Origin of the sequence: Nocardia grenadensis (genome assembly GCF_050942415.1) — a bacterium.
Taxonomy (GTDB): Bacteria; Actinomycetota; Actinomycetes; order Mycobacteriales; family Mycobacteriaceae; genus Nocardia; species Nocardia grenadensis.
In genome coordinates this window covers 466,304-493,275 of sequence record NZ_CP192054.1, presented here as the reverse complement: position 1 = coordinate 493,275, position 26,972 = coordinate 466,304, and the positions used below count along the sequence as shown (strand labels likewise).

Here is a 26,972-nt window from a genome sequence, read left to right as displayed (position 1 = left end):
CCGCGACCGAAGCTGCGACAACAGCGATTCTGGATGCGAAGATGGTCGACTTTTTCATTGTTGTCCATTCTCTGAGGACTTCCAGCGGTCACTTGATCATCGCCGGCCCCGAGATTCCATTACATGGCGTAATGCAACGATATGATAACGCCTGCTGCCGTCGGTCCACAACCACCGGAATACGCCCACCCGACCCCGGCTCGATCGGATTCCCCTACCGCGGTAGGCCTGCCCGGCGCCGGGCCGGCCGGGCTACATCCGGCGCGCCGGCAACCAGGTCGGCACCCCGCGACACGCCCCCCATCCGGCCCGTATCCCCACCGGACCGCTCACCATCGCCCGGCTACTCGTGTGGGCCGGAATCTTCGTATTCGTTGTTCAGGTCGGCCATCAAGGCCTTTCCCGCGACCTGGCCCTGGGCCAGCGCGTCCAAAAACGCCCGGGCCCAGCGGTCCACGTCGTGGGCCAGGACCTGGCGGCGTAGCGAGCGCATCCGGCGGCGGCGGGTTTCGCGGTCGTCGGTGAGAGCGGCGACAATGGCGTCCTTGACGCTGTCCAGATCGTGCGGGTTGCACAGATAGGACTGGCGAAGTTCGGCTGCGGCTCCGGTGAACTCGCTGAGCACCAGGGTTCCGTTGAGGCCGGAATGGCAGGCGACATACTCCTTGGCGACCAGGTTCATACCGTCGCGCAGGGGCGTCACCAGCATGACGTCGGCGGCCACGAAGAAGGAGATGAGTTCTTCGCGGGCGATCGGGCGGTGCAGATAGTGGACGACGGGGTAGCCCACCCGGGCGAACTCGCCGTTGATACGGCCGACCTGCCGTTCGATATCGCCGCGCATCTGGATATAGCTCTGGACCCGCTCCCGGCTGGGCGTGGCCAGCTGCACCATCACGGTCTCCGCCGGATCGACACGCCCTTCGGCCAGCAGTTCCTCGAGGGCGTTGAGCCTGATGTCGATGCCTTTCGTGTAATCGAGGCGGTCGACACCGAGCAGGATGTTCTTGGGACTGCCCAGTTCGGCGCGGATGCGGGCGGCCCGTTCGCGCACCGAGCGCCGCCGTGAGTGTTCGTCCAGGCCCGCGGAGTCGATGGAGATGGGGAAGGCTCCGACCCGCACAGTCCGGAATCCGACCTGGACCACACCCATCTTCGACCGCACTCCGACGGTGCCGCGCGAGGTGGGCTGGCCGGCCAGACGCCGGGCCAGGTAGAGGAAGTTCTGGGCGCCGCCGGGCAGATGGAAGCCGATCAGGTCGGCGCCGAGCAGTCCCTCCACGATCTCGGTCCGCCACGGCATCTGCATGAACAGTTCCACCGGCGGGAACGGGATGTGCAGGAAGAACCCGATGGTCAGATCCGGTCGCAGCATCCGCAGCATCTTGGGCACCAGTTGCAGCTGGTAGTCCTGCACCCACACGGTGGCGCCCTCGGCGGCGACCTTCGCGGTCTCCTCCGCGAAACGCCGGTTCACCTGGACATAGGCCGACCACCAGGTGCGGTTGTAGACGGGGCGGACGATGACGTCGTGGTACAGCGGCCAGAGGGTGGCGTTGGAGAAGCCCTCGTAGTAGTCGGCGACCTCCTGCGCGGACAGCGGTACCGGATGCAGTTCCAGCCCGTCCTCGACGATGGGATCGACCTCCACATCGGGCACACCGGCCCACCCGACCCAGGCGCCCCGATTGCTGCGCAGCACCGGCTCCAGCGCGGTCACCAGACCGCCGGGGCTGCGTTTCCAGCGACTGCTGCCGTCCGGCAGCTTCTCCAAATCGACCGGTAGCCGGTTGGCCACCACCACGAAACCGGAACCGGCCCCACGTTCGCGCAGGGGTTCGGCGTCCACCGCCTCGGGGAGGGCCTCCGCCGGGTCGATCGGGCTGCCTGCCGGCCCGGAGCCGTTACGGTCTCCGGGCCGGTCCGCGGACACGGCGTTTTCATCCTCGGGGGTGGAATCGCTGGACGGCTGATCGGTCATCTGGTCCACTCACGCATCCTTTGCGCGGCGCTGAACGCCATGTAGTTGTGTGTGGGGATCCGCCGACGTCGCCGTTGGCGCCGGCGGCTGCTTACTCGGTGCGGACTCCGGGGCCGATACCGAGCATCGACAGGAGCATCCGGCATTCGTCGGCATCGGCGGCATAGGCGGCCACGACCCGCTGCGCCTGACGAGCGGTCTCGTCGGCGAGGGGTTCCAGATCGTCGTCGGCGATACCGTTGGCGCTGCTCTTCGCGGCCATCTCAGTCCTCCCGGCAGGTGCGCTTGTATGTGAAATGTCAATGGTATCTGTCCCGGGTCGGGGCTGCTTCCGGCGCGGGTAACGTGGCGGAGCCCCCGGGGCTATACCTTTGGCAGCAGAAACGATGAGGAAGGGGCCCGCAGCATGCCGTTGGCCACGGTGAACGGAATATCGCTCAACTATCAGGTCAAGGGAGACCGCGCCAAGGGCACCGATATCAAGGGCGGCGGTCCGCTGGTGGTGCTCGTCATGGGCACTGGTAGCCCCGGCCGGGTATGGGAGCTGCACCAGGTGCCGGCCCTGCTCGCCGCCGGTTACCGGGTGTGCACGTTCGACAACCGGGGTATCGCTCCCAGCTACGAGGCCCCCGACGGGATGACCATCCACGAGATGGTGGCCGATACGGCGGCCCTGATCGAGTTCCTCGACGAGGGTCCCGCGCTCGTGGCCGGCACCTCGATGGGTGCCAGGGTGGCGCAGGAACTCGCGCTGGCCCGACCCGAACTGGTGCGTAAGGCGGTATTCCTCGCCGGCCACGGCCGGCTGGACCAGTTCCAGAAGGCGCTGTCGCTGGGCGAGCACGAGCTGGACGAGAACGAGGTGCGGCTGCCGGCCAAGTACGAGGCCGCGCTCACCGCGGTGATGAATCTCTCGCCGGCCACTATGGCCGATACGAACAAGGCCCGCGACTGGCTGGATCTGTTCGAGTTCACCGGCGGTCCGGTGTCGCCCGGGATCCGGGCGCAGCGCCGGATGGACCACGAGTTCGACCGGCTACACGCCTACCGCGATATCCGGGTGCCCTGCCTGGCCGTCGGCTTCGCGGACGACCGGATGATCCCGCCGTACCTGGCCAGAGAGGTCGCCGACGCTATTCCGGGCGGGCGTTACCAGGAGGTTCCCGATGCCGGTCACTACGGCTATCTGGAGCGCCCGGACGCGGTGAACAAGATCCTGCTGGAATTCTTCGCGGCGTGAGGGGAGGGCCCAAAGCTAACGCCGAGCTTGCTAGGGTCGACACATCGTTTGGGTTCGCGACACGGCAGCCGGAGATCAGACCCGAGCCGCCGGGGCGGGCCCACACAGATCCGAATCCGCAACCTATGAGTACCCCAGTGAGGTGAAATGAGCACCAACCCGTTCGACGACGAGGACGGCCGCTTCTTCGTACTGGTCAACGACGAAGAACAGCACTCCCTGTGGCCCGCCTTCGCCGAAGTCCCGGCCGGCTGGCGGGTGGTCTTCGGTGAGGAAAGCCGTGCGGCCTGTGTGGAGTACGTGGAGCAGAACTGGACCGATATGCGGCCCAAGAGCCTGCGTGACGCCATGGCGGCGGACGAGGCGGCCCGCAAATAGGCCGTTCTCCGCTTTCGCGGGCCCGGCCGGCGCAGGCGACATCCCTTTCGTGCGATATCTTCCGAGGTGTGGCACGGCGGATGCGTGAGTGCAATGGCCGGGCTCTCATATTTCGCGAACTCGGTAATCGCACCGTATGATCGGCTGCCGAGCGACCGCATTTCCGGCCGCTCCGCCGCCTTGGCGCAACTGGCAGCGCAACGTACTTGTAATGCGTAGGTTGTGGGTTCGAGTCCCACAGGCGGCTCCGCTCACCCCGGCCCACCGATATGTCGGTGGGCCGGAGTATTTTTCGCGCCATGAGGCCCTGCCGGGGGTGTCCCGCGCTGCTGATCAGGCGCAGCCAGAAACTGTATTGCACAACGAAATGTCAGCAGGCCGCGCAACGCGTGGAGAAAACCCGGCTCTGGCCGGCGACCGGCGAAGCCGATGTGGGCAGCTACCAGGGGCACTACATACGCGACTATCTCACGCAGGCACAGGATGGTCGCTGCGCCATCCGCGGGATCGGTAGCGTTTGGCAGAGCGAGCCGCTGGTATTCGTCCTCGACCACATCGACGGCGATCCGACCGCCAACCGGCGGGAAAATCTACGCCTCATCTGCCCGAACTGTGATTCGCAGCTGCCGACCTTCAAGAGCCGCAATCGCGGCCGGGGCCGGCATCTGCGCCGCGTCCGTTACGCGCGCGGCCAGTCGTATCGACCGGGTCGCCCGGGTGGCGCGGGCGCCGGTCAGATCGGAGTGACCGAGGCGACCAGCCAGCGATCGTCGGATTTGTCGAGCGCGACCCGCACCCGGCTGCCGGTGGTAGTGCCCTGCGGGCTTTCCTTGCTGGTGGTGACCTGGTTGAGGAACAGCAGCACCACGGCGTGCGCCCGGTCGGCGGAGACCACTCCCCCGGCCTGTGTGGTGGCCTTGACGGTCAGTTCCTTCTCTTTGGCGCCGGGGACGATGGCCTTGTCGATCAGCTCGAGGTAGTCGGCCTTGAACTCCGGGGCCAGGTCCTCGGCGGTTTTGGGGAGTTCCTGGTCCACCGTCTGGAATTCGTAGCTGAACATGGCCGACACCGTGCGGGTCGCCGCGGCCACGGCATCTGTGCGGGACTGCTCCGACTGCCGGTAGTCCCAGTACCGGTAGCCGCCGATACCGGCCACCACGGCCGCCGCCACCACGACCACCGCGGTCACGCCGACCAGGATCTTGTTACGCACGCTCATTCTCGGTTCCTCTCGGCATGCAGGGTGGCCCGGTCACTCATGCCACGAATTTGACGTCCGAGGCGGTCAGCGTGCCGTCGTCGGCCCGCTGTACGGTCACCCGGAATCGATAGAACCGCTGCTGCTGTTCCTGCGACCCCGCGTTGGTGAGCGTCTGCTTCGCCGCCACCAGGATCACCGCCGAGTTCTCGTCGTCGCGTTCGACCGCGGCCTCCACCACCTCTCCGGTGGAGACGACGTTGGCCTGTTTCACGATTTCGGTGAACGGGTCCACCCGGCCGTCGAATTCGGTTTTGAATTCACCGGAGGCCATGGTGAGGATGCGGTCGATATCCTCTTTGGCGGTATCGGCGCGAATCGTCGTCAGATTGAGCACCGTCTGCCGCGCGGTGGCCACGTATTCGGAGCGGCGTTCGTCGCGCTGCTGGGTGGACTGCACGGCGAACACCGAGACCACTGCGGCGGCGACCAACCCGATCACCAATACGGCCGCCGCGGCGAGAGCAGCAATCCGCTTCCACGACGTGCCGGATGCCGGAACCTCGGTGGTTTCGGTCGCGGCCGCCTCGGAGTCGTCGCCGGCCTTCTCCGTCGCGGCGCCGGCTTTCACCAGCTGTACGGTTTCCGCCGAACCCTCCGCTACCTCGCCGGAGCCCGCCGCTCCTTCGGTAACTTCACCGAGAGTGACCTTTTCGGTGACGGGCTCGGCAGTGGATTTCTCGCCGTCCCCTATCGTCTCCTTCTCGGCCGCGGTCTCGGTAGTCGCGGTCGCGGGCTCTGTTTTCGCAGTCCGCGCGGAAGCTGCTCCGGCCTTCGGGGCGACGGTTCCGGTCTGCTCGGCGGAATCCGCCACTTTCCCGGTGGCGACCGTCCCCGCGGCTGCTGTCGTCTCTTCCGCCGCCCCGGGATCGGCAACTCCGGTTTCGAGCTTCTCGGTCGCCGCGCTCTCGGCCGGGGGCGGGCCCGCGGTGCGGCTGGCCCGCCGGCGGGTACGGCGCGGGTCCTTGGTTTCGCTCATCGTTGCTGCTCCTCGAACATTGCCTGCCAATCCGCGGGTACGGTGCCCGAACCGCCGGGGGCGATATCGCCCTGACGGTAGCTGCGTCCATCGCTGCTGGTGTAGACCCCGGTGGCCGGATCGTAGGAGAGTGCGGCGGCGGGGGTGCTTGCGCCCGAGAAACTAGCAGGTGCCGGGGGTACTCCCGCAACCCCCGGCGCCGTGTCGGGGGCGGCCGCGGGCGCCCCCGGCGCCGGCGGTTCGGTCGGAGCGACCGGCTGCGGCGGCCCGAAGGGGGGATTGGTGCCGAGCGGAACGTATCCGGTGCGGCACAATTCGGGACTCGGTGCCCGGCGCCCGGGATATTCCATACACGGCGTATTCCGGATACCGCGGACCGCGGTCTTGTCGTCCTGCGGCACCTTGCAGTAGAGACCTTCGGGCGTGTCGATGGTGTCGAGTTCGCTGGGCGAGCGACGCTGGTCGGGTGGAAGGAAGCCGGTGGTGCAGGGCGGCGGGTCGTTGAGCACGGTCATGAAGTCGACCAGGGCACCGTATTCCATCGGACCGCGGACCGCGGTGAGCAGTGCCGCGATCAGCGGCGGATACACCACCAGGATCTGTTCCAGACCGGAGTGGTAGGTGACCCCCACCTGGCCGACACTCACCAGATTGTTCAGCAGCAGTGGGAGGGTCGGCTGCAGATCTTCGAACTGCCGGGTCACCCGCTGGAGCGCGGCCGGGCCGCCTGCGAGGATATTGCGCAGCGCCGGATCATGGGCGCGTAGGGTGTCGGTGACCGTGGCCAGGTCCCGGGTCCAGGAGCGGATCGCGGCATCGGAGTTCACCTGGGTGTCCAGCAGCGGCCCGATCTGTTCGATCAGCTGTTTGGTGGGGCCCACATTGTCGTTGGCCTCCTGTATCAGCAGCGACGCGGAGTCGATGAAGCGCTGCAGATCCGGTCCGACACCGTTGAACGACCGGAACGCCTCGTCGATGACCTGCCGCAGCCGGGTGTCGGCGACGCTGGCCAGCAGGCGGTCGGCCTGGTCCAGCAGCGCTCCCACATCCTGTGGGAGTTCGGTGCGGTCGACCGGGATCACGCTGCCGTTGTAGAGGTTGGCGCTGCCGGGATCCGGCGGCGGGACCAGGTCGACGTACTGTTCGCCGATCGCCGAGACGCTCCGGACCAGCGCCGAGGAGTCGGCGGGAATCTTGTAGTCGCTGTCGACCGACAGTTTCGCCTCGACTCCCTCGGTGGTGAGCCGGACCTCGCGGACCACCCCGACATTCGTGCCGCGGTAGGCGACATTGGCGTTCTGGTAGAGCCCGCCGGTGGCCGCCAGTTCCACCGTGACCTCGTAGCGGCCGATCCCGAGCAGCGCGGGTACACCCACATAGGTACCGCCCATGACGGCCAACCCGACCACGGTGAGGATCGCGAAGATCGTCAGCTGGATCCGAACGAAACGGGTGAGTGTCACGGGCCCTCGCCCCCTTGCGGCTGCGGCCCGGGCGCCGGCACCGTGAGCCCGGGGATGGCGGGCAGGCCGGGAATCGGCGGCAGCCCTGGAATTGTCGGTTGCGGTTGTTCGCCGGCGGCCGGCGCGGGCGGCGGCGGTGCCAGCGGGGTGGTCAGCGGGTTGCCCTGTTCGCCGGCGGGTCCGGCGACCTGACCGAGCGCGACCTCGACGCCGCCGAACATACCGCCCAGGCCGGTGCCGGTGAGGAAGTTGGAATCCAGTCGCGCGCCGGTGAGGTCGACGGTCATGAACAGGTTCAGGTAGTCGCCCTTGATCGCCTGGTCCAGGTTCTTCAGCGGGAACGGGAAGGAGGCGATGATCTTCAGCGATTCGGTGAGATCGGCACCGGTGTCGGCGAGTGTCTGCAGGACCGGGGCCAGGTTGGCCAGGTTCGCCTTCAGGTTGTCGCCGCTCGCGGCGATCAGGCGGTTCACCACATCACTGAGCTCACCGAGTTTGGTGATGGTGGTGGTGATGTTCTGCCGCCGGTCGGCGAGCACGGTGAGCGCCGGATGGATCTCTTCGATGGCCGCGGCCACCACATCGGTCTGCTCGACGAACTGCCCGCTGACCCGGTCCAGGCCCTCCATCGCGGCGATGATGTCGCCCCGCTGCGCGTCGAGATTGCGGATCAGATCATTCATCTGCGGGATCAGGTCGCGTATCTCGTCCTCGTTGCCGACGAGTGCCTTGTTGAGTTCGGTGGTGATGTTCTCCAGTTGCGAGATACCGCCGCCGTTGAGCACCACCGACAGCGAGGACAACACCTGTTCGGTGGTCGGGTAGACCCCGGCCCGGTTCAGCGGGATCACATCGCCGTCGGCCAGGCGGCCCTCCGGCGGCACCCCGGTCGGCGGCGCCAGTTCCACATGGTTGCTGCCGAGCAGGCTGGTCTGGCCGATCTTGGCGGTGGAGTTGGCCGGCAGCACCACGCCGGGGTTCAACGATACCGTGACCAGCGCGTGCCAGTCCTCGACCTCGATATCGGTCACCGTGCCGACCGCGACGTCGTCGACGCGCACCGGTGAATTCCGAGTCAGCGTCGTCACATTCGGCATCTGGATCCGGACTTCGTAGGAGCCTTCGCCGGTGCCCTCGGTACCGGGCATGGGCAGCGAGTTGAGACCGTCGTACTGGCAGCCCGTGGCCGACAGCGCCAGCGTCAGCCCCGCGGCCACCGTGGCGATCCGGCGCCGGGCGCCCGGGCCCCGCAACTCGAGCCGGCGCATCATCGTCCTCCTCCGGGCAGACCGGGAATTCCGGGCAGTTGCACACCGGGGATGGCCAGTCCCGCGACCCCGGCCGGCACGGTGATCGGCGCCGGTTCGGGCGCGGCCGGCGGGCCCACCTTCTGCGGATCCACCTTCCCGGCCAGATCCGGTGTCGTGTACTGCAACTGGTTCGGGAACGCGGTGACACCGGTGGCGGGGTTGGTCATGATCGGCAGGTAGTTCATGGCCAGCGAACTGAGCACCGGGGCGAGGTACTGGGCGCACAGGTCGGCGCTCGTATCGGATTCGTGCTGTTCGAGCGCGCGTACCGAACCGCACAGGAAGCTGAGCGGATCGGCGAAGTTGTTCAGCGAGATGGCGCCGGTCAGCGTGCCCTGGGCGGGTTTATAGATCTGGTAGAAGTTCACCAGCGCGGTCGGGCCCGAATGCAGTGCCTGTTCCAGTTGCGGTCGTTTGTCGACCAAGATCTGGGTGACATCGGCCAGCCGCTGCACGCCCTCGGTGAGTTCGGTGCCGCTGCCGTCCAAGAACCGGTGCACATCGGTGAGCGCCAGGTCCAAGTTGTCCAGGCCGGCGCCGAGATCTTGGGAGACCCCGGCCAGCACCGAGGACACCGAGGCGAGCCGGCCACCGAACTCCACGATCTGATCGTTGCTCTTGGACAGCACGTCGACGAATTTCTGCAGATTCCGGATGGTGCCGAACAGATCGGTTCGGCCGTCGGACAGAGTGGTCAGGGTGGCCGAGAGTTCGCGCAGGGTGGCGCGGAACCGGTCGCCGTTCCCGTCCAGGTTGTCGGCGGCGGTGTCGACGAACCGGCCGAAGGACCCCTGCGGGTCGTCCCCGACCGGGCCCAGGGCGGTGGACAGTTTGTTCAGTTCGGTTTTGATGTCGTCCCATTCGACCGGGACCGCGGTGCGGTCGATCGGGATCACGGCGCCGTCCCCGAGGGTGTCGCCGCCGGTGTAGGCGGGTGCGATCTGGATGAACCGGGCCGAGACCAGCGACGGCGCGATGATGACCGCCCGCGCGTCGGCGGGCAGGTCGATGCCGCCGTCCACCGACATCGTGACCTTCACCTGCTCCTTGCCCGGTTCGATGCTGTCGATCCGGCCGATCGGCACGCCCAGCACCCGCACTTCGTCGCCCGCGTACAGGCCGCTGGTGGAGGTGAAGTAGGCGGTGATCTCGTTCTTGGTGATCCGTTGGTAGGCGGTGTACCCGCCGAAGGCGACCAGTGCCACCACCACGACACCGGCGACGATCGCCACCCACTTACGTGGCACGGCCCGAACCTTGTCCGTCAGAGTCGACACAGAATCCTCCTCGGAGCAGATTCACGCGGCCCGCGAAGCCCGAAACGAGACGAAGTCATCGCAGCATCACTCCTTCTCGAAGCAGATTCACGCGGTCGGCGGAGGCCGAAGCGAACGCGGAGGTATCGCACCTCATCGGGGCGGCTCCTGGACGGACGGGCCGATCTTGGGACCGGGTTCGAGCAGATAGGCACGCAACGATTCGGGCAGGTGCTGCGGCCACACCAGCGCGTCCACCAGCGGGTGCAGCGTCTCGCTGCTGGCGTTGACGACGTAGGCGTTGAAGTACGGCCCGCTGCCGACCTGTTCACCGAGTGCCGCGGCGAACGGGCCCAGGCCGTCGAGCGCGCCGTTGATGTTGTCCCGGTTGCGTTCCAGCAGGTCCAGGACCGAGTTGAGTTTGTCCAGCGCCGGCTGCAGCTGGGCCTCGTTGTCGTGTACCAGCCCGGACAGCTGCTGGGCGAGCGCGTTCACGTACACGATCATCTGACTGATCGCGGTACGCCGCCGGTCCAGTTCGCCGAGCAGCTGATTACCGTCCACCAGCAGGGCGTTGATGGAATCGGCGCGATCGGCCAGGATCTTGGTGACGTCCTGGGCGCGGGTCAGCAGATCCGACAGCGCCTGGTCGCGGGCGTTGATACTGCGGGAGAGCGCGGTGACCCCGTCCAGTGCGGAGCGCAGCGGCGCCGGCGTATCGGCGAACGCGGCCGACAGCGTGTCCAGGGTCTGGTTCACCTTCTCCAGGTCCAGGTCGCCCACCGTGCCGGCCAGATCGCTGAGTGCTTCGTTCAGCGAGTAGGGCGATGTGGTGCGGCCGAGCGGAATGGTGTCGGTGACCTTCAGGGCCCCGTCACCGGCCGGGGCGACGGCCAGCGATTTACGGCCGAGCACCGTATTGGTCTTGATGGCGGCCGAGGTCTTGTCGCCGAGCACGATCGATTCGTCGAGGCTGAACCGCACCAACACTTGCGCGCCGTCCAGGCTCACATCCTCGACCTTGCCCGAACGCACCCCCGCGACCTCCACATCGTCACCGGTCACCAGCCCGCCGGCGTCGGCGAAGTAGGCGGTGAACGTGGCACCGCCGCGGATGAAGGGCAGTCGTTCGAATTGCAGGGCCGACAGCGCGACCGCCACGGCGAGCACCAGTCCGACGACGCCGATGGTCACCGCGCGCGATTGCTCTTTCATTCGCTGGCACACCTTCCGGTCGTCTGCTCACCGGGTAGTTCGAGCAGCAGCGGTTTCCCGTCCGGACCGTCGATCAGGAAGTTCGTCCGGCATACGTACAGCTGCAGGAACGAACCGTAGGAACCGATGCGGATCAGCTTGCGGTAGGTGGCCGGCAGTTTGTCCAGCACCCACTGCACGGTGTCGGAACCGTTGTCGAGATTGGTGGCCAGCCGTCCGGTCTGCGCGACGGTCGCCGCCAGGTCGGGGCGGGCCTGCGCCAGCAGGTCGGTGGTGGCGGCGGTGGCGTCGGCGATGCGCGGCAGCGCGGCACCGATCGGGTCGCGGTCGGCGGCCAGTCCGCTCACCAGGCGGCGCAGTTCGTCGATGGTGGTGGCGAACTGGTCGCCGCGGTCGTCGATGGTTTTCAGCACCGAGTTCAGGTTGTCGATGACGCTGCCGATGAGCGCGTCCCGGTCGGCGAGGGTCTTGGTGAACGATCCGCCGCTGTTGAGCAGTTCGACCAGGGTGCCGCCCTGTCCCTGGAAGATCTGCAGCAGCGCATTGGTCAGATCGTTGACCTGCGCCGGGTTCAGCCCGCGCAGCAGCGGTTTGAACCCGCCGAGCAGCATGTCCAGGTCGAGTGCGGGTGCGGTTTTGTCCAGCCCGATGGTGCCGCCCTTGTGCAGGGTGGTCGCCTCACCGGCACCTTCCAGTAGTTCCAGATAGCGGTCACCGACGAGGTTCTCGTAGCGGATGGTCGCGCGGGTACTGGTCAGCAGCTTGTACTTGGTGTCGACATCGAACTTCACGTGCGCGTGGTATTCGTCGTCGACCTTCACCGACGACACCGACCCGACCGGGACACCGGCGATCCGGACCTTGTCGCCGGGCAGCATGCCCGAGGCGCTGGTGAAGACCGCGTTGTAGCCGGTTTCCCGGGAGAAACGCATCTGCGAGAAGACCACCGCCAGGCCGGCGAAGATCAGGGTCATCACCAGCGTGAACACGGCGAGTTTGATGGTGGTACCGGTGTTTTTCATGGCTGTCCCACCCCCGGGAGTCCGGCGAACAGTACCTGGAAAACCTTGGGCGCGTCCGTCTGCAGCTTCGTCGACGGCGTGTAGGGATGCCCCTCCGAGGTATCGGTGACGACATAGTCGGAATGGCTGTCCGGCACCCGGTCGAGCAGACCCGCGCACCGCGGCCCACCGGTGGCGTTCACCTTCGGCAGATCATTCGGATAGGTGTAGGGGGGAGACCCGTACATGAATCCCGCGTTCAGGGCGACACCTTCCTGTCCGCCGCCGAAGACCGCCTCACCCAGGGGCAGCGCCTTGGCACTACCGCCGATCAGACAGAACAACGCTTCCTTGTACCCGTTCAGCAGCTCACCGGTCGGGCGTAGCAGCTCCAGAGCGGTATTGATCTGCGCCTCGTTGTCGCGCAACACCGCACCGGTGGTGTCGGCGAGACCGGTGATATTCGCCAGCAGGGAGTCGACATCGGATTCGGACTCGGTGAGGGTGCGGCTGCTGACCGTGGCGCCGTCCACGGTGCGCAGCAGATCACCGGAGACGTCGGCGTAGAGGTTGCTCACCGCGGCCGTGGTGTTCAGGTCGCGCTGCAGGGTGGGCAGCATCGGGTTGATCTCGCGCAGGTAGGCGTCGCTGTCGGCGAGTAGCTGCCCGAGGCTTTCGCCGCGGCCCTGCAGTGCCGTACCCAGGGCGGTCAGCGTGGCGCTCAGCTTCTCCGGCTGCACATCGGCGAGGACATCGCTGAGGTGCTGGAACAGCGTGTTGAACTCGACGGTCACCTGATCGGAGGCCAGCAGCGCGCCCGGTTGCAGGGATTTCGCGGCGGGCTGCTGCGGGATCACGAAGTTGATGTACTTGGCGCCGAAGACCGTGGTCGAACGGATATCGACGGTGGAGTTCGCCGGGACCAGGTGCAGCAGGTCCGGGTTCAGGGCCAGGCGCAGATTCGTACCGTCGGCAGTGCGGTCGATTCCGGCGACCCGTCCGATCTGCACCCCGCGCACCTTCACCTTGGCATCCGGGTCGAGGACGAGGCCGCTACGCGGCGCGGACACGGTCACCTCGACGCTCGGGGTGAACCCGCCGAAGAACATGGTCAGGGAGACGGTCACGGCCGCCACGGCGGCCAGCACCATCCCCACTCCGGCCAGTTTCAGCCCGGCCTTCTCGCGGGCCGCGGTCCAGCGATTCGCCCCGATGGGGGCCCAGGGATCTTCGCCACCGCGGGACGACCCACCCGCGGTGGCGTTCGACGCCCCTGTCCCCTTGCTGTTCGCTCGCATCAGTCCCGTCATCGCGGTTATCCGGAAAGGTTGAAGTTGCCGGAGGTGCCGTAGACGGCGAGGGAGATCAGCAGGGTCACCGTGACCACGGCGACCAGTGAGCTGCGCACCGCGTTACCCACCGCGACGCCCACCCCCACCGGGCCGCCGGCCGCGTTGTAGCCGTAATAGGTATGGATCATCATCACCGCCAGCGCCATGAAAATGGCTTGGGCGAACGACCACAGAATGTCGCTCGGAATAAGGAATGTAGAGAAATAGTGGTCGTACACACCGGCCGACTGGCCGTAGATGACGACGGTGGCGAATCGGCTGGCGATGAACGACGCGATCACGGCCAGCGCGTAGAGCGGCACGATCGCGATCATTCCGGCAAGCACCCGGGTGCCCACCAGGTACGGCACCGGCCGGATCGCCATGGACTCCAGGGCGTCGATCTCCTCGGCCACCCGCATGGCCCCCAATTGCGCCGTGGAACCCGCCCCGATGGTGGCCGCCAAGCCGATTCCGGAGATCACGGGGGCGGCGATGCGGACATTGAGGAACGCCGCGAAGAAGCCGGTCAGCGCCTCGACACCGATATTGCCGAGCGAGCTGTAGCCCTGCACGGCGATGGTGCCGCCGGAGAAGAGGGTGAGGAAGCCGACGATCACCACGGTGCCGCCGATCACCGCGAGGGCACCGCTACCCATGCTGATCTCGGCGATGAGCCGGATCGTCTCGGTGCGGTAGTGCACCAGCGCGCGCGGCATGGAACCGATCGCCTTGCCGTAGAACACCGCCTGCTTACCGAGATTGTCCAGGGAGGTCGACCAGCGGCGGACGCGACGGGTGATTTTCGGGAAGCGGGACTGGATTATCACCGAGGCCGACATATCACCGCACCGCGAATTTCAGGCCGACGGCGGTGACCACGACATTCACCACGAACAGCGCCATGAAGGCGAAAACCACGGTCTGGTTCACCGCATCACCGACACTTTTGGGACCACCTTTGACATTCAAACCCAGATAGCAGGCCACCAGCCCGGCGATCAAGCCGAAAAGACCGGCCTTGACCGCGGAGATGAGCAATTCGGGGAGATGGGTCAGCAGGGTGATGCCGTTGACGAACGCGCCGGGGTTCACATCCTGCAGATAAACCGAGAAGAGAAATCCGCCCACGATGCCGATCGTGCACACCAGGCTGTTCAGCAGCAGCGCCACGAACATCGACGCCAGTACCCGGGGGACCACCAGGCGGTGGATCGGGTCGATACCGAGCACCTTCATGGCGTCGATCTCTTCACGGATGGTGCGGGCCCCGAGGTCCGCGCAGATGGCGGTGGCGCCGGCTCCGGCCACGATGAGCACGGTGACGATCGGGCCCACCTGGGTGACCGCGCCGAAGGCGGCGCCCGCACCGCTGAGGTCGGCGGCGCCGATCTCACGCAGCAGGATGTTCAGGGTGAAACTCACCAGCACGGTGAAAGGTATGGCCACGAGCAGTGTCGGGATGATGGACACTCGCGCGACGAACCACGACTGGTCGATGAACTCGCGCATCTGGAACGGCCGGCGCAGACTTGCCCGGGCCACAGCCGCGGCGAGTTCGAAGAATCCGCCGACGGCCCGCAATGGCACGGTAAGGACCTCGGTCACTGGTGATCCTCCTTGCCCGACTACTGGTCCCGCTGGCGGCAGCTCGGAGTACAACCCGGCGCACGCCCCGCTAAGTAGAACACGTTCATTTCCTATATGGGGCCATTTTGAGGCTTCTGAACTGGAAACTTGTTCAATCCCAGACAGCGGGATTGGAACACGATTCATACGCCTTGAGCATCATTGTGTGAGGCCGGGCACAGTCGATCACTCTGTTTACCAATGACTGGACGGTTGTTCAACTCTCGCCGGGCGCATCCGGAGCCGAAACCCCGCGACGCGCGCCGACGCCGGCGCTCAACCCAGTTTGTGCAGAGCCGTTGCAGAGAACGTACGACCTTCTTCGCGCCCGGCGAAGTAACCGGTCAGCGTGGTGGCCAGATCGTCACCTGACCATTGCGCGCCCGCGGCGTCGAACCGCTGCTCGACCTCCGGCGCGGCCATCAACGCGACCATGGGTCCGTATACGACGAACACCTGCCCGTTGACCGCGTCGGCCGCGGGAGAGGCCAGATAGGCGACCAATCGCGCCACATGCTCGGGCGAGAGCGGATCGACCTCACCCTCGGGGGCCGCGCTGAAGACCTGTTCGGTCATGGCGGTACGGGCCCGCGGGCAGATGGCATTGGCCCGGACACCGAAGCGGTCGAGCGCGCGCGAGGCGGACAGAGTGAGAGCGGTGATACCGGCCTTGGCGGCCGCGTAGTTGGCCTGCCCCTCAGGACCGAGCAGACCGGCCTCGGAAGAGGTATTGACGATCCGGCCGTAGACGGGCGCACCGGCTTCCTTCGACTTCGCCCGCCAGTAGGCACCGGCATTGCGGGTCAACAGGAAATGCCCGCGCAGATGTACCGCGAGGACCGCGTCCCAGTCCTCGTCGGACATGTTGAACAGCATCTTGTCACGGGTGATGCCCGCATTGTTGACCACGACGTCCAGACCACCGAAGGATTCGGTGGCCGCGGTGATCAACGCGTCGGCGGTGGACCGCTCGGCGACACTGCCGGGGACGAACTCGGCCTTGGCGCCGAGTGCCCGAATCTGCTCCAGCGTCTCGGACACGGCATCGGACTCGGCCAGATCGTTGACCACGACCGAGGCCCCGGCTGCGGCCAGGGCGAGCGCTTCGGCCTTACCGAGGCCCGCACCCGCTCCGGTCACGATGGCAACTCGCCCGGCGAGGCTGGTATCTGTATCGCTCACCGGGCCGACTCTAGAACGTGTTCTTATTCACGGCAAGAGCCGATTCACAGCAAACGCAACGCGGCTTTCGGGCATTGCGCGACCGCTTCGGCCACTTGCGACTCCTGATCGGGCGCCACCTCGCCCTCGACGACGTGCAGCATGTCCTCGTCATCGAGTTCAAAGACGTCGGGAGCGATTCCCGCACAGATTCCGTTCGCTTCGCACTGATCGAAGTCAACGCTGACCTTCATCGAAACTCCTTTTCCCGCCCCATGGCCGAAGCCTAACAAGCGACGGCCGCCGAGACAGGCTACATGGGCTGATTACCCTTCAATACTGGAACATGTTTCAGTGCATATGCAATGATCGGAGCAAGGTATCGAGATCCATTCCGTGCTCGCAGAGGGTGAGCGCGGCGCGATCCCACATCCAGGCCCATCTCCCATCCCGCAGAACGAAGGCTCGAGGTACCGCTATGCGCATTGCGTATACCCCGGAACATGAACAGCTACGCGCCGAGCTGCGCGAATACTTCGCGCGGCTGATCACCCCCGAACGGCGGGCGGCGCTCAGCTCCCAGACCGGTGAGTACGGCCAGGGCAATGTGTACCGCGAAGTCGTCGCGGAGATGGGCCGCGACGGCTGGCTGGCCTTGGGCTGGCCCGAGGAGTTCGGCGGCCAGAACCGGCCCATGCTGGATCAGTTGATCTTCACCGACGAGGCCGCCATCGCGGGCGCCCCGGTACCGTTCCTGACCATCAACTCCGTCGCGCCGACGATCATGCACTACGGCAGCGACGAGCAGAAGAAGTTCTTCCTGCCCAAGATCGCCGCCGGGGAGCTGCACTTCGCCATCGGCTACTCCGAGCCGGGCGCGGGCACCGACCTCGCGAGCCTGCGCACCACCGCGGTGCGCGACGGCGACGACTACGTGATCAACGGCCAGAAGATGTGGACCAGCCTCATCGCCTACGCCGACTACATCTGGCTGGCCGTCCGTACCGACCCCACCGCCAAGAAGCACAAGGGCATCAGCATGCTGATCGTGCCCACCGACGCCGAGGGCTTCTCCTGGACCCCGGTGCACACCATGGCCGGCCCCGACACCAGCGCGACCTACTACCAGGATGTGCGCGTCCCGGTCACCTCACTGGTCGGTCCGGAGAACGGCGGCTGGCCGCTGGTCACCAATCAGCTCAACCACGAGCGGGTCGCCCTGACCTCCGCCGCCGCGCTCCAGCTGGCCCTGGCCCAGACAACCGCGTGGGCCAAGGAGACGAAGGCCGCGGACGGCTCCCGCATCTTCGACCGCGAATGGGTGCAGCTCAACCTGGCCCGGGTGCACGCCAAGGTCGAATACCTGAAGTTGATGAACTGGGAGATCGCCAGCCGGGCCGACGCGGGCGGGGACGCCGCGCCGCGCCCGTGGGATGCCTCGGCGTGCAAGGTCTACGGCACCGAACTGTCCACCGAGGCCTACCGGCTGCTCATGGAGGTGCTCGGGCCCCAGGCCTCGCTGCGGCAGGACTCCCCCGGCTCGGTTCTGCGTGGCCGCCTCGAGCGGATGCATCGCGCCGCTCTGATCCTCACCTTCGGCGGCGGCACCAACGAGGTGCAGCGCGACATCATCGCCATGACCGCTCTGAAGCAGCCCGCCTCCGGCCGCTGACACCCGATTCAGGAGTTCACCATGGATTTCACCCCCACCGAAGCCCAGTCGGATCTGGCCCGGCTCACCGGCGAGGTCTGCGACAAATTGGTCACCGCCGACCGCCTGCGCGAATTGGACGGCGGGACCGCGAAATTCGACGAGCCGCTGTGGAAATCGCTCGCGGAGACCGGCGTGCTCGCCGCCGCCCTGCCCGCGGAAGTGGGCGGCAGCGGCTTCGGTTCGCTCGAACAGACCGCGGTCCTGCGCGAACTCGGCAAAGCCGTCGCCGCGGTCCCCTACCTGTGGTCGGTCGTCCTGGGCGCGGGCGCGCTGGCCGAGTTCGGATCGGCCGCGCAGCAGCAGCTCGCTACCGACGCCGGCGCGGGCACCGCGATCTTGACCGCGGCACTGGCCGAGGAGCACAACTGGGAACCGGCCCGCCCCGCCACGACCGCCACCGAAACCGCCGGCGGCTGGCGCATCACCGGCACCAAGACCACGGTCCCGGTCGCCGACCGCGCAGCCCGGATCCTGGCCCCCGCGACAGTGTCCGGGGTCGCCGCGGTCTTTCTGGTCGACCCCTCGGCCGATTCCGTAACTGTGACCGCCCAGCAGGTGACCGACCGGAGCGCCGAATCGCTCGTCGAGTTCACCGACGCGCCGGCCGAACTGCTCGGCACCGTCGAGGACGGCGCCCGGATCCTGGACTGGCTACTCGACCGCGCGTGGCTCGGCCTGGCCGCCCAGCAGCTGGGCACCCTCGAACGCTCCCTGGACCTGGTCGCCGACTACGCCCGCGAACGCGAGCAGTTCGGCCGGGCCATCGGCAGCTTCCAAGCCGTGGCCCAGCGCCTGTCCGACAGCTACATCGGTCTCCAGGGCCTGCGCCTGACCGTCACCCAGGCCGCCTGGCAGCTCGCCGAGGGCCTGGACGCCACCGGGGCCGTACATACCGCGAAGTTCTGGGCCGCCGAGGCGGGCCATCAGGTCGCCCACACCCTGGTCCACGTACACGGCGGCGTCGGTATCGACCGCGACCACATCGCGCACAACTATTTCACCGCCGCCACCCGCAACGAGTTCGCCCTGGGCGGAGCCACCAACCACCTGCTCCCCCTGGCGCAGTTCGTCCCCGAATCCGCCTGATCCGCCGCGTTATCGATTATCGACGTAGTATCGCCGCGCAGTGTTGCGTAACCCTTGTAATCCGCCCCATCAGGAGTGCGCGGTGATACTCGAGAGCAGCGGACAGATCACGATCCCCGCAGCATTACGCGCGAAGTTCAACCTTCGCGAGGGAGACAACGTAGAGGTGGTCGAGATCGACGGCGCCCTTGTGATCGTGCAGACGGACGACACCTCCGGACGTGGCTGTCGACTCACTTACCGAACGGGCGGCACCATCGGCCGCAAAGACGTCGAGGAGATGAGCACGGAGGAGATCAGGGGTCTGCTGGGTGGTGACTGATCTGCGGACGTCGATGGTCCGAAAGCCGGTCGACTCGTGTGTGCTTCTGGAAGAGGTGACCGGCGACAAGACGGCCGGGCCGCCGGAGATCGACATAATTTTGTACGATTATCGAATATATATGTACGATTATGCGTATGACTGCTCCGGATTTCGACGCCTGGGAACTACCCGTCAGCGAAGCCCGTGACAAGCTCGCCGAGGTAGTCGCGGCGGCCGAGGCAGGTAAAGTGGTCCACCTGACAAGACACGGCCGTCGCGTAGCCGCTGTCGTTCCGGAAGCAATGGCGGAGACCGCCGATAGCCAGGTACGTGAACTGTCGCAGCGATTCGCTTCCAAGCATCGCGCGCTGCTCGACAGGCTGGCCGAATGAACCTGGGAGAGATCTACTACCTGACCACCGCAGACCTCCGGGCCATCGCCGACGCCGTCGTGGGCGGGTACATCATTCGCGACCCAGGTCTCCTCGAGTCCGCGACAGCCCGACCACAGGCGACGGTTTTCGGCGCCGACGCCTACCCCGCCCTGTGGGACAAGGCTGCGGCCCTTCTGCATTCCATTGCCAAAAACCACCCGCTGATCGATGGGAACAAACGGCTGGCCATCACGGCGGGTGCGATCTTCCTGGCCCGCAACAGCGTGAATATCGATGGCCTGAACGAAGAGCTGGCGTACGACCTGATGATCGCGGTCGCCACCGGCGAACTGGAGGAGGTCCCGGATATCGCCGAGCAACTCCGAAAAGTTATCGGAGCCGCGCCCTCCGAACTGCCCGGCTAGCAAGCTCGCCGATATCTACCGGACAGGGCGCGAGGGTTGCCGGACCATCCCCGGCAACCCTCACTTGATCCGGCCGACTACGACGAACTACCCGCCGACCCGTGCTCGTCGGCGTCGCGCTCCTCGGTCTGCGCCTTGGCCCATTTGTAGTCGGGCTTACCCGCCGGCGACCGCTTGATCTCGTCGACGAACCACAGGCTGCGGGGCATTTTGTACGAGGAGATCTCCCGGGTCAGCACCGGGCGCAGTTCCTCCAGGGTGGGGCGTTTGTCGCCGCGACACTGCACCACGGCCGCCACCCGCTGACCCCAGCGCTCGTCCGGCACGCCGACCACCAGCGCGTCGAAGATCTCGGGATGGCATTTCAGCGCGCCCTCGACTTCTTCGGGGTAGATCTTCTCGCCACCACTGTTGATGCTGACCGACCCGCGGCCGAGCATGGTGACGGAGCCGTCCTCCTCGACCCGGGCCCAGTCGCCGGGGATGGAGTAGCGAACGCCGTCGTATTCCTTGAACGTCGCCGCGGTTTTCACCGGGTCGTTGTAGTACCCGATCGGGATATGACCCTTGCGCGCCAGCACACCGGTCTGCCCGGATCCGGGGACGACGGGCTTGCCGTTCTCGTCGATCACCGCGGTGGAGGCGTCGATTTTCACCCGCGGACCGCCGGTGTGCGTCGCACCCTTGGCCGCGATGGAGATACCACCGAAACCGGTCTCGGAGGATCCGATCGAATCGGTGATGACCGTATTCGGGAGCAGATCGATGTACTCGTCCTTGAGGGCGGGCGAGAACAGTGCCGCGCTGCTGGCCATCGCCCACAGGTTCGTGTGCTGATAGGGCTCACCGGTTTCCGGATGACCGGCCTTCAGCGCGTCCAGCATCGGCCGGGCCATGGCGTCGCCGGTTATGAAGATCATGTTGATCCCGTGCGCGTCCACGGCCTGCCAGACGGTGTGCGCGTCGAACTCCGGGATCATGACGGTCTTGCCACCGTCGAACAGACCGTGGAAGACCGCGGTCTGGGAACCACCGTGGATGAGCGGCGGAATCGGGTAGCGCACCATCTGGCCGCCGGCCGCGCCGGTTTTGGCCTGCTGCCATTCGTCCTGGACGTACTCACCGGTCATGAAATTGATACCGCCACCGAGCACCCGCCACCAGTCCTCGTGCCGCCACATGACGCCCTTGGGCATACCGGTCGTGCCACCGGTGTAGATCATGAAGATGTCGTCGCCCGACCGATCGCCGAAATCGCGCTCGCCCGACGATTCCGCCAGTGCCGCTTCGTATTCCACCGCGTCCGCGGGCGTGGCGGCGTCCGTGTCGTCGTCGACGATCAGGACCGCTTTCAGATGCGGGACCTGCGACCGGACGTTCACCACCTTGTCGGTGTAGCGCCGCTCGTGGATGAGCGCCACCATGTCCGAATTCTCGAAGATGTACTGCAACTCGTTCTCGACGTAGCGGAAGTTGACGTTGACCATCACCGCCCGCGCCTTGAACACCGCCAGCATCGACTCCACGGCCTCGATGGTGTTGCGCGAGTAGATACCGACCTTGTCGCCCGGCTGGACACCGTGTTCCAGCAGGTAGTGCGCCAGCCGGTTCGCCCGGTCCTCCAATTGGGCGAAGGTCACGCAGCGGTGGTCGTCAGCCAGCGCAACCCGGTCCGGCACAAGGTCGATGGTGTGTTCGACGAGGTCGGCTATGTTGTACGTCACAAGGTCAAAAATAGAACGTGTTACTGTTTCTGGCAAGGGTCCGAGTAACAGGAGAAACAACGATGCCTCAATGCCTCGTCGAGAAGCGCGGCCATGTCCTCATCGTCACCATGAACCGCCCCGAGGCGCGTAATGCGCTCTCGACCGAGATGATGGCGATCATGCGGGACGCCTGGGATCAGGTCGACAGCGATCCCGACATTCGCGTCGCGATCCTGACCGGTGCGGGTGGGGCCTTCTGCGCGGGTGCCGACCTCAAGGGCATGACCCAGCAGCATCCTGGCGATTCGTTCGCGGGCGGGGGCTGGGACCTGTCGAAAATCGAGGCTTTGCTGAAGGGGCGCCGGCTCACCAAACCGCTGATCGCGGCGGTCGAGGGCGCGGCCATCGCCGGCGGAACGGAGATCCTGCAGGGCACCGATATCCGGGTCGCGGGCGAAAGCGCGAAGTTCGGGGTGTCCGAGGCCCGCTGGGGTCTGTTCCCGCTGGGCGGCTCCGCGGTCCGGCTGGTCCGTCAGGTCCCCTACACGGTTGCCGCCGATATTCTGCTCACCGGCCGGCATCTGAGCGCCGCCGAAGCCAAGGACATCGGCCTCATCGGCCATGTGGTGCCGGACGGCCAGGCGCTGGACAAAGCGCTGGAACTGGCCGACCTCATCGCGGCCAACGGTCCGCTCGCGGTGCAGGCGATCCTACAGACCATCCGTGACAGTGAATGCGTCCCCGAGGAAGAGGCATTCCAGATCGACGCCAAGCTCGGTATGGCGGTCTTCCAGTCCGCCGACGCCAAGGAGGGCCCCAAGGCGTTCAAGGAGAAGCGCAAGCCGAACTTCAGCGGCCAGTAGAAGCCGGGTGCGGGCCGAGCGCCCCTCGGTGCGTCCGGTCCATGCACGGTCGGCCGGTACCAGCGGCCGGCGTCGCGCCACCGGAACACCGAACGCCCCGTTCGACGGTTGTCGGCCGAGGCGTCCACATGAGCGCACTACGCCTACACGCCGGGGTAATTCATGTAGAACGGCTCCCACTGGTGACCGTCGGGGTCCAGGAAGGTCCGGCCGTGCATCCCGACCTGTGCCTCCTGGGCCTGCTTGTCCGTATTGATCTCCTCGCTACCCCCTGCGGCCACCGCGGCCGCGGTCAGCCGGTCGACCTCCTCGGCGCTGCCCAGCGACAGCGCGTAGGCGGCGCCGGTGGCGGCCCGGGTATCGGCGATCGGCCGCCGGCTGAAGGTGGCGAAATGCCCATGGGTCAGCAACATCAGGCAGATATTCTCGTCGACCACGATGCAGGCGGCATTGTCGTCGGTGAAATCGTCATTGACCTTCCACCCGAGCGCCTCGTAGAAGTTCTTGGACCGTCCCAGGTCGGTGACGGGTAGGTTCACGAAAATCATCTTGCTGCTCACGTGTCGATCCTTTCGGGAAGGTGGTCTGCGTTTCGCCGGCCGCAAAGGTTCGGACGCGGGCCATCCCGGAAAATCATCGGTGCCGGAACGTTTCCGCCGAAACGGCGCTCGCCCCCGGTCGCGGGACCTCCGCCCCCGGAGCGGCGTCGACCGGCCGCGCCCGGCGGTACGGGCGAGGGCAACCGGCCGGCGCGCCGTGCACTGTGGCAGCTGGGGCCTGGTGATACGCCTGGGAAACCAACCGAAAACGGTGCGTTTCATCCTCTGTTCACATGTCGGTGCCCTATGCCACAGTGGCACGCATGAGCGAGCAGACCGGCACAGTCGACGCCGATGTCATGAGATCTTTCGAGGTGCACAGACGGGAACTGTGTGCCTACGCCTACCGGATGCTGGGGTCGTCCTTCGAAGCCGAGGACGCCGTCCAGGACGCGTTCACCCGGGCCTGGAAATCCTACGACTCCTTCGAGGGCCGGGCCAGCCTGCGGTCCTGGCTCTACAAGATCACCACCAATATCTGCCTGGATATGCTCGACGGCCCACAGCGCCGCGCCCGGCCGATGGATCTGTCCGGCCCGTCGACACCGGACCGGCCCCTGGCTGCCCCGCAGCCGGACTATGTCTGGGTCGAGCCCATCCCCAACTCGCTCGCCTTCGGCGCCGACCCCGCCGAGCACGCCACCGCCAAGGACAGCCTGCGCCTGGCATTCGTCGCCGCCTGCCAGCATCTGCCCGCCACGCAGCGCGCCATCTTGATCATGCGCGAGGTCCTGCGCTTCTCCGCCAACGAGACCGCCGAGGCACTCACCATGAGCACCGCCTCGGTGAACAGCGCCCTGCAGCGGGCGCGCGCCACCATGAACAAGGTCCGGCCGGCCGATACCGACACCTACGACGAAACCGACGACGATCAACGCCAACTCGTCGAGAACTTCGTGACGGCATTCGAGTCCTACGATATGGACGCGCTCACCACCCTGTTGAAAAGCGATGTGGCGCTGTCCATGCCGCCGTTCGATCTCTGGGTGTCCGGCCCGGAGAACGTGGCCGCGTTCATGCTCGGTACCGGTGCGGCCTGCCGGGGCTCGCGCATGGTGCCGCTGGCCGGAGCCAACGGCCATCCGGCCTTCGGCCACTACAAGCCGAGCGGCGAGCCGGGCCGCTGGGTACCGTGGTCGATCACGGTCCTGGAGATGCGCGACGGTGTGATCACCGGGCTCAACTTCTTCCTCGATACCGAACGCCTGTTCCCACTGTTCGGCCTGCCGCCGGAATGGACGGAAGCCCCCGCCTGAGCCCGCCCGGTCGGCGTCGTATCCATCGTCGACCGGACTTCGTGGGTCGTCGAACATCACCGACCGTAGGTAGAGACGGCACCGATGTCGACAAGGATCTGTGGTACGCCGTGCTGGATCGACGATCGTCGGTGCCGATCGCTTTCCCGGACGCCCTCCTGGAATGTGCGGGAGTGCCCCTCCCACCTCGCAGATGACAACCGGGCCCGCCATGCAATCACTGCTAGCATTGATTTCATGGCAACGATAACTATCCGCGACCTGGACAGCGACGTGAAAGAGCGCCTGCGTCGGCGAGCCGCGGCGCACGGACGGAGCATGGAAGCCGAGGCCCGGGACATACTCGCCGCGGCGGTGCGCCCGAAACGGTTACTCCACGAACTTTATGAGCGCAGCCGACCCTACGCAGCCGAGCTGGACATCCCGGAGCAGCCCGAGGCCGGAGCGGCACAGCTGTGATCATCGCCGATACGAACGTGGTGTCCGAGCTGTTCAAACCCACCCCCGACAACCACGTCCTCACTTGGCTCGAGAAATCCGACGACGTCACGATCAGCACAGTCACCATCGGCGAGATCTGGGCAGGCATCGAAAATTTACCCGAGGGGTCCCGCAGGGCGGGCCTGGCCACGTTGGCGGCGGAACTGTTCGACGAATTCGGCGACGAAGTCGAAGCCTACGATTTCCGTGCGGCACGTATCTACGGTCGAGTTGTCGCCGAACGCCGTCGACGAGGTCGGCCGATCGGGTATGCGGATGCACAGATTGCCGCGATCTGCCTGGCGAACGACTGTGCCGTAGCGACCCGGAACGTCAAGGATTTCACCGACCTCGGCCTCACCATTGTCAATCCCTGGGTAACGACCGGAACGCACTGAACCGGTGCCGAGCGTTCGATGTTCGGGACCGGCCCGACGCCGAACGGCCTGCGCCACCGCCCCCGGTACAGCCGGGCCAGGGGCGAATCTCCGAGTGGGCTACGGCCGGTCGAACCGACCCGCGCGGATACGCGAGGTGAAGGATGCCCAGGCCGCCGGGGTGAAAGACAAAGCCGGGCCGTCGCGATCCTCTGCCGACAACGACACCCGCCCCACCAACGAACCCTCGGTCTCCTCGGACACTGCTTCCCCTCACAACGACGTGCCGAAATGCACAGCTTCACGAAATCATAAGGGATGCAATGAGAAAAGGCCGGAAGAGCGATCTCGGAGGTGCGACTCCAGCCACCGACACCGCGCCCGACACGGACGAATTCCGACCCGGTGCCGGCCGACTCGACCGGTCACCACGGCCGAATGCCGCTGCCCGTGTCGGGGCTTCTCCGGCTGCCGGAGCACCGCCGCGCCTACTGCGTTGCCCGCCGACCGACCAATTCTGCAACAGGTTCACCCGGCGGAAATCAGTGGCGCCAGACGTTTCAGCTGCGCCACATCCGGCACCGAAACCAACAGCATGGTGACCCCGGCGGCCTCCCACACCGCGATCTGCTCACGCACCTGGGTCTCGTTGCCGATGATCGCGGTCTCCAGCACCAGCTCGTCCGGTACGGCGGCCGCGGCCTCGGCTTTGCGGCCGGCCTGGAACAGCGTACCGATCTCGTCGACTTCCTTCTCGTAGCCCATTCGGCGATACACCTGCGCATGGAAATTCAGTTCCGGTGCGCCCATCCCGCCAATGTAGAGCGAGGTGATCCAGCGCATCCGCTCGATCTCGGCCGCCGGATCGTCGGTAATGATGACCTGCGCGGTCGCGGCGATCTCGAAGTCCTCCCGCGAACGCCGGGCACCCGGCCGGGCGAAGCCCTCGTCCAGCCATTCGTTGTACACATCCGCCATGCGGGGCGTGTAATAGATGGCCAGCCAGCCGTCGGCGATTTCCGCGGTCAGCGCCACATTCTTGGGCCCTTCCGCACCCAGCCAGATCGGCAGATCCGCACGTAGCGGATGGGTTATCGGCTTGAGGGGTTTCCCCAGACCGGTCGCGCCCGCGCCGTTGTAGGGCAGCGGATAGTTCGGCCCCTCATTGGTCACCGGGCCCTGCCGGGCCAGCACCTTGCGCACGATATCGACGTATTCGCGGGTCCGCTGCAACGGTTTGGCGAACGGCTGCCCGTACCAGCCCTCCACCACCTGCGGGCCGGAGACGCCGAGGCCGAGAATCGCCCGCCCACCGCTGAGATGGTCGAGGGTCAGCGCGTGCATAGCCGTGGCGGTGGGGGTCCGGGCGGACAACTGCACCACCGAGGTGCCCAGTCGTACCCGCTCGGTCGCCGAACCCCACCAGGCCAGCGGCGTGAAGGCGTCCGACCCCCAGGACTCGGCGGCGAACACCGCGTCGAACCCGGCCTCCTCGGCCGCCACGACAACCTCGGCGGCATGTTCCGGCGGCCCCGCGCTCCAGTACCCGAGTTGCAATCCGAACTTCATATCCGACCCCTTCCGGC

At 66.5% G+C, this 26,972-nt stretch carries 29 protein-coding genes, 1 tRNA gene and 1 pseudogene; 13 read left to right on the top strand and 18 right to left on the bottom strand.

The annotated features are described in order from the left end of the window. Positions 1 to 343: 343 nt before the first annotated feature. Positions 344 to 1,981 carry an alpha,alpha-trehalose-phosphate synthase (UDP-forming) gene (locus ACQPYS_RS02300; protein WP_245664495.1) on the bottom strand — a complete coding sequence of 546 codons (1,638 nt, stop codon included), beginning with the start codon at positions 1,979 to 1,981 and terminating at the stop codon, positions 344 to 346. 91 nt (positions 1,982 to 2,072) lie between these two features. Then, positions 2,073 to 2,243, bottom strand: coding sequence for a hypothetical protein (locus tag ACQPYS_RS02295; protein WP_169811879.1), 171 nt, complete (start codon positions 2,241 to 2,243; stop codon positions 2,073 to 2,075). 144 nt (positions 2,244 to 2,387) lie between these two features. On the opposite strand from ACQPYS_RS02295, the gene ACQPYS_RS02290 reads away from it, so the two are divergent. The 4 genes and pseudogenes from ACQPYS_RS02290 to ACQPYS_RS02275 form a co-directional block, all read left to right on the top strand. Next, positions 2,388 to 3,221: an alpha/beta fold hydrolase gene (locus ACQPYS_RS02290; RefSeq protein ID WP_433491577.1), complete on the top strand. Its 834-nt coding sequence runs from the start codon at positions 2,388 to 2,390 to the stop codon at positions 3,219 to 3,221. 147 nt (positions 3,222 to 3,368) lie between these two features. Continuing rightward, positions 3,369 to 3,599, top strand: a complete 231-nt coding sequence (locus ACQPYS_RS02285; protein ID WP_063035441.1) for an MbtH family protein — start codon at positions 3,369 to 3,371, stop codon at positions 3,597 to 3,599. A 174-nt stretch (positions 3,600 to 3,773) separates the two neighbouring features. Further along, a tRNA-Thr gene (locus ACQPYS_RS02280) sits at positions 3,774 to 3,846 on the top strand. Positions 3,847 to 3,898: 52 nt separating this feature from the next. Continuing rightward, a pseudogene (locus ACQPYS_RS02275) lies at positions 3,899 to 4,300 on the top strand (hypothetical protein); the annotation flags it as partial. Positions 4,301 to 4,332: 32 nt separating this feature from the next. Here the strand turns inward: ACQPYS_RS02275 and ACQPYS_RS02270 are convergent. The 12 genes from ACQPYS_RS02270 to ACQPYS_RS02215 form a co-directional block, all read right to left on the bottom strand. Continuing rightward, entirely contained in the window at positions 4,333 to 4,818 is a 486-nt protein-coding gene (locus ACQPYS_RS02270; protein ID WP_063035440.1) for a hypothetical protein, read from the bottom strand. 37 nt (positions 4,819 to 4,855) lie between these two features. Next, positions 4,856 to 5,836, bottom strand: a complete 981-nt coding sequence (locus tag ACQPYS_RS02265) for a hypothetical protein (RefSeq protein WP_433491576.1) — start codon at positions 5,834 to 5,836, stop codon at positions 4,856 to 4,858. Further along, complete coding sequence (locus ACQPYS_RS02260) at positions 5,833 to 7,299, bottom strand: MCE family protein (RefSeq protein ID WP_063035438.1); 1,467 nt, start codon at positions 7,297 to 7,299, stop codon at positions 5,833 to 5,835. The genes ACQPYS_RS02265 and ACQPYS_RS02260 overlap by 4 nt, the downstream gene beginning before the upstream one ends. Then, entirely contained in the window at positions 7,296 to 8,570 is a 1,275-nt protein-coding gene (locus ACQPYS_RS02255) for an MCE family protein (protein WP_433491575.1), read from the bottom strand. The genes ACQPYS_RS02260 and ACQPYS_RS02255 overlap by 4 nt, the downstream gene beginning before the upstream one ends. After that, the gene (locus tag ACQPYS_RS02250; protein WP_431940746.1) at positions 8,567 to 9,886 is read right to left on the bottom strand and encodes an MCE family protein; all 1,320 of its coding nucleotides are present in this window, start codon (positions 9,884 to 9,886) and stop codon (positions 8,567 to 8,569) included. Before ACQPYS_RS02250 ends, ACQPYS_RS02255 begins: the two co-directional genes overlap by 4 nt. 132 nt (positions 9,887 to 10,018) lie before the next feature. Continuing rightward, positions 10,019 to 11,080 carry an MCE family protein gene (locus tag ACQPYS_RS02245; protein ID WP_433491574.1) on the bottom strand — a complete coding sequence of 354 codons (1,062 nt, stop codon included), beginning with the start codon at positions 11,078 to 11,080 and terminating at the stop codon, positions 10,019 to 10,021. Further along, entirely contained in the window at positions 11,077 to 12,102 is a 1,026-nt protein-coding gene (locus ACQPYS_RS02240) for an MCE family protein (protein WP_431940748.1), read from the bottom strand. Before ACQPYS_RS02240 ends, ACQPYS_RS02245 begins: the two co-directional genes overlap by 4 nt. Then, a complete protein-coding gene (locus tag ACQPYS_RS02235) occupies positions 12,099 to 13,232 on the bottom strand; it encodes an MCE family protein (protein ID WP_433492952.1) in 1,134 nt (377 codons plus the stop codon). Before ACQPYS_RS02235 ends, ACQPYS_RS02240 begins: the two co-directional genes overlap by 4 nt. A gap of 164 nt (positions 13,233 to 13,396) precedes the next feature. Beyond that, positions 13,397 to 14,254 (bottom strand): MlaE family ABC transporter permease, encoded by an 858-nt coding sequence (locus ACQPYS_RS02230; protein ID WP_063035433.1) that lies wholly within the window; start codon positions 14,252 to 14,254, stop codon positions 13,397 to 13,399. A gap of 1 nt (position 14,255) precedes the next feature. Next, positions 14,256 to 15,020, bottom strand: a complete 765-nt coding sequence (locus ACQPYS_RS02225) for an MlaE family ABC transporter permease (RefSeq protein WP_030522899.1) — start codon at positions 15,018 to 15,020, stop codon at positions 14,256 to 14,258. Between the two features lie 297 nt (positions 15,021 to 15,317). After that, complete coding sequence (locus ACQPYS_RS02220) at positions 15,318 to 16,223, bottom strand: 3-oxoacyl-ACP reductase (RefSeq protein ID WP_433491573.1); 906 nt, start codon at positions 16,221 to 16,223, stop codon at positions 15,318 to 15,320. 44 nt (positions 16,224 to 16,267) lie between these two features. Further along, positions 16,268 to 16,456 carry a ferredoxin gene (locus ACQPYS_RS02215; protein ID WP_433491572.1) on the bottom strand — a complete coding sequence of 63 codons (189 nt, stop codon included), beginning with the start codon at positions 16,454 to 16,456 and terminating at the stop codon, positions 16,268 to 16,270. 224 nt (positions 16,457 to 16,680) lie between these two features. Here ACQPYS_RS02215 and ACQPYS_RS02210 point away from each other — a divergent pair, with 224 nt between their 5' ends. The 5 genes from ACQPYS_RS02210 (at position 16,681) to ACQPYS_RS02190 (ending at position 20,105) form a co-directional block, all read left to right on the top strand. Continuing rightward, entirely contained in the window at positions 16,681 to 17,874 is a 1,194-nt protein-coding gene (locus ACQPYS_RS02210; protein ID WP_063035431.1) for an acyl-CoA dehydrogenase family protein, read from the top strand. 21 nt (positions 17,875 to 17,895) lie between these two features. Next, positions 17,896 to 19,002 carry an acyl-CoA dehydrogenase family protein gene (locus ACQPYS_RS02205; RefSeq protein WP_433491571.1) on the top strand — a complete coding sequence of 369 codons (1,107 nt, stop codon included), beginning with the start codon at positions 17,896 to 17,898 and terminating at the stop codon, positions 19,000 to 19,002. Positions 19,003 to 19,084: 82 nt separating this feature from the next. After that, positions 19,085 to 19,324 (top strand): AbrB/MazE/SpoVT family DNA-binding domain-containing protein, encoded by a 240-nt coding sequence (locus ACQPYS_RS02200; RefSeq protein WP_433491570.1) that lies wholly within the window; start codon positions 19,085 to 19,087, stop codon positions 19,322 to 19,324. 137 nt (positions 19,325 to 19,461) lie between these two features. Then, a complete protein-coding gene (locus tag ACQPYS_RS02195; RefSeq protein ID WP_169811878.1) occupies positions 19,462 to 19,698 on the top strand; it encodes a type II toxin-antitoxin system prevent-host-death family antitoxin in 237 nt (78 codons plus the stop codon). Then, the gene (locus tag ACQPYS_RS02190; protein ID WP_433491569.1) at positions 19,695 to 20,105 is read left to right on the top strand and encodes a type II toxin-antitoxin system death-on-curing family toxin; all 411 of its coding nucleotides are present in this window, start codon (positions 19,695 to 19,697) and stop codon (positions 20,103 to 20,105) included. Before ACQPYS_RS02195 ends, ACQPYS_RS02190 begins: the two co-directional genes overlap by 4 nt. A 77-nt stretch (positions 20,106 to 20,182) precedes the next feature. Here the strand turns inward: ACQPYS_RS02190 and ACQPYS_RS02185 are convergent, their stop codons facing one another. Then, a complete protein-coding gene (locus ACQPYS_RS02185) occupies positions 20,183 to 21,829 on the bottom strand; it encodes an acyl-CoA synthetase (RefSeq protein WP_433491568.1) in 1,647 nt (548 codons plus the stop codon). Between the two features lie 62 nt (positions 21,830 to 21,891). Between ACQPYS_RS02185 and ACQPYS_RS02180 the strand changes: the two genes are divergently transcribed. Next, positions 21,892 to 22,674 (top strand): crotonase/enoyl-CoA hydratase family protein, encoded by a 783-nt coding sequence (locus tag ACQPYS_RS02180; protein ID WP_063035425.1) that lies wholly within the window; start codon positions 21,892 to 21,894, stop codon positions 22,672 to 22,674. 143 nt (positions 22,675 to 22,817) lie between these two features. On the opposite strand, the gene ACQPYS_RS02175 is transcribed toward ACQPYS_RS02180, so the two are convergent. Beyond that, a complete protein-coding gene (locus ACQPYS_RS02175) occupies positions 22,818 to 23,234 on the bottom strand; it encodes a VOC family protein (RefSeq protein WP_431940756.1) in 417 nt (138 codons plus the stop codon). 302 nt (positions 23,235 to 23,536) lie between these two features. On the opposite strand from ACQPYS_RS02175, the gene ACQPYS_RS02170 reads away from it, so the two are divergent. The 3 genes from ACQPYS_RS02170 (at position 23,537) to ACQPYS_RS02160 (ending at position 25,407) form a co-directional block, all read left to right on the top strand. After that, positions 23,537 to 24,529 carry a sigma-70 family RNA polymerase sigma factor gene (locus ACQPYS_RS02170; RefSeq protein WP_433491567.1) on the top strand — a complete coding sequence of 331 codons (993 nt, stop codon included), beginning with the start codon at positions 23,537 to 23,539 and terminating at the stop codon, positions 24,527 to 24,529. 237 nt (positions 24,530 to 24,766) lie between these two features. Further along, positions 24,767 to 24,988, top strand: a complete 222-nt coding sequence (locus ACQPYS_RS02165; protein ID WP_063035676.1) for a FitA-like ribbon-helix-helix domain-containing protein — start codon at positions 24,767 to 24,769, stop codon at positions 24,986 to 24,988. Continuing rightward, positions 24,985 to 25,407, top strand: coding sequence for a type II toxin-antitoxin system VapC family toxin (locus ACQPYS_RS02160; protein WP_433491566.1), 423 nt, complete (start codon positions 24,985 to 24,987; stop codon positions 25,405 to 25,407). The genes ACQPYS_RS02165 and ACQPYS_RS02160 overlap by 4 nt, the downstream gene beginning before the upstream one ends. 99 nt (positions 25,408 to 25,506) lie before the next feature. Here ACQPYS_RS02160 and ACQPYS_RS02155 read toward each other — a convergent pair whose 3' ends face one another. Both ACQPYS_RS02155 and ACQPYS_RS02150 read right to left on the bottom strand, forming a co-directional pair. Then, a complete protein-coding gene (locus ACQPYS_RS02155) occupies positions 25,507 to 25,614 on the bottom strand; it encodes a DUF397 domain-containing protein (RefSeq protein WP_433492951.1) in 108 nt (35 codons plus the stop codon). A gap of 300 nt (positions 25,615 to 25,914) precedes the next feature. Beyond that, positions 25,915 to 26,955 carry an LLM class F420-dependent oxidoreductase gene (locus tag ACQPYS_RS02150; RefSeq protein ID WP_063035423.1) on the bottom strand — a complete coding sequence of 347 codons (1,041 nt, stop codon included), beginning with the start codon at positions 26,953 to 26,955 and terminating at the stop codon, positions 25,915 to 25,917. Positions 26,956 to 26,972 lie beyond the last annotated feature (17 nt).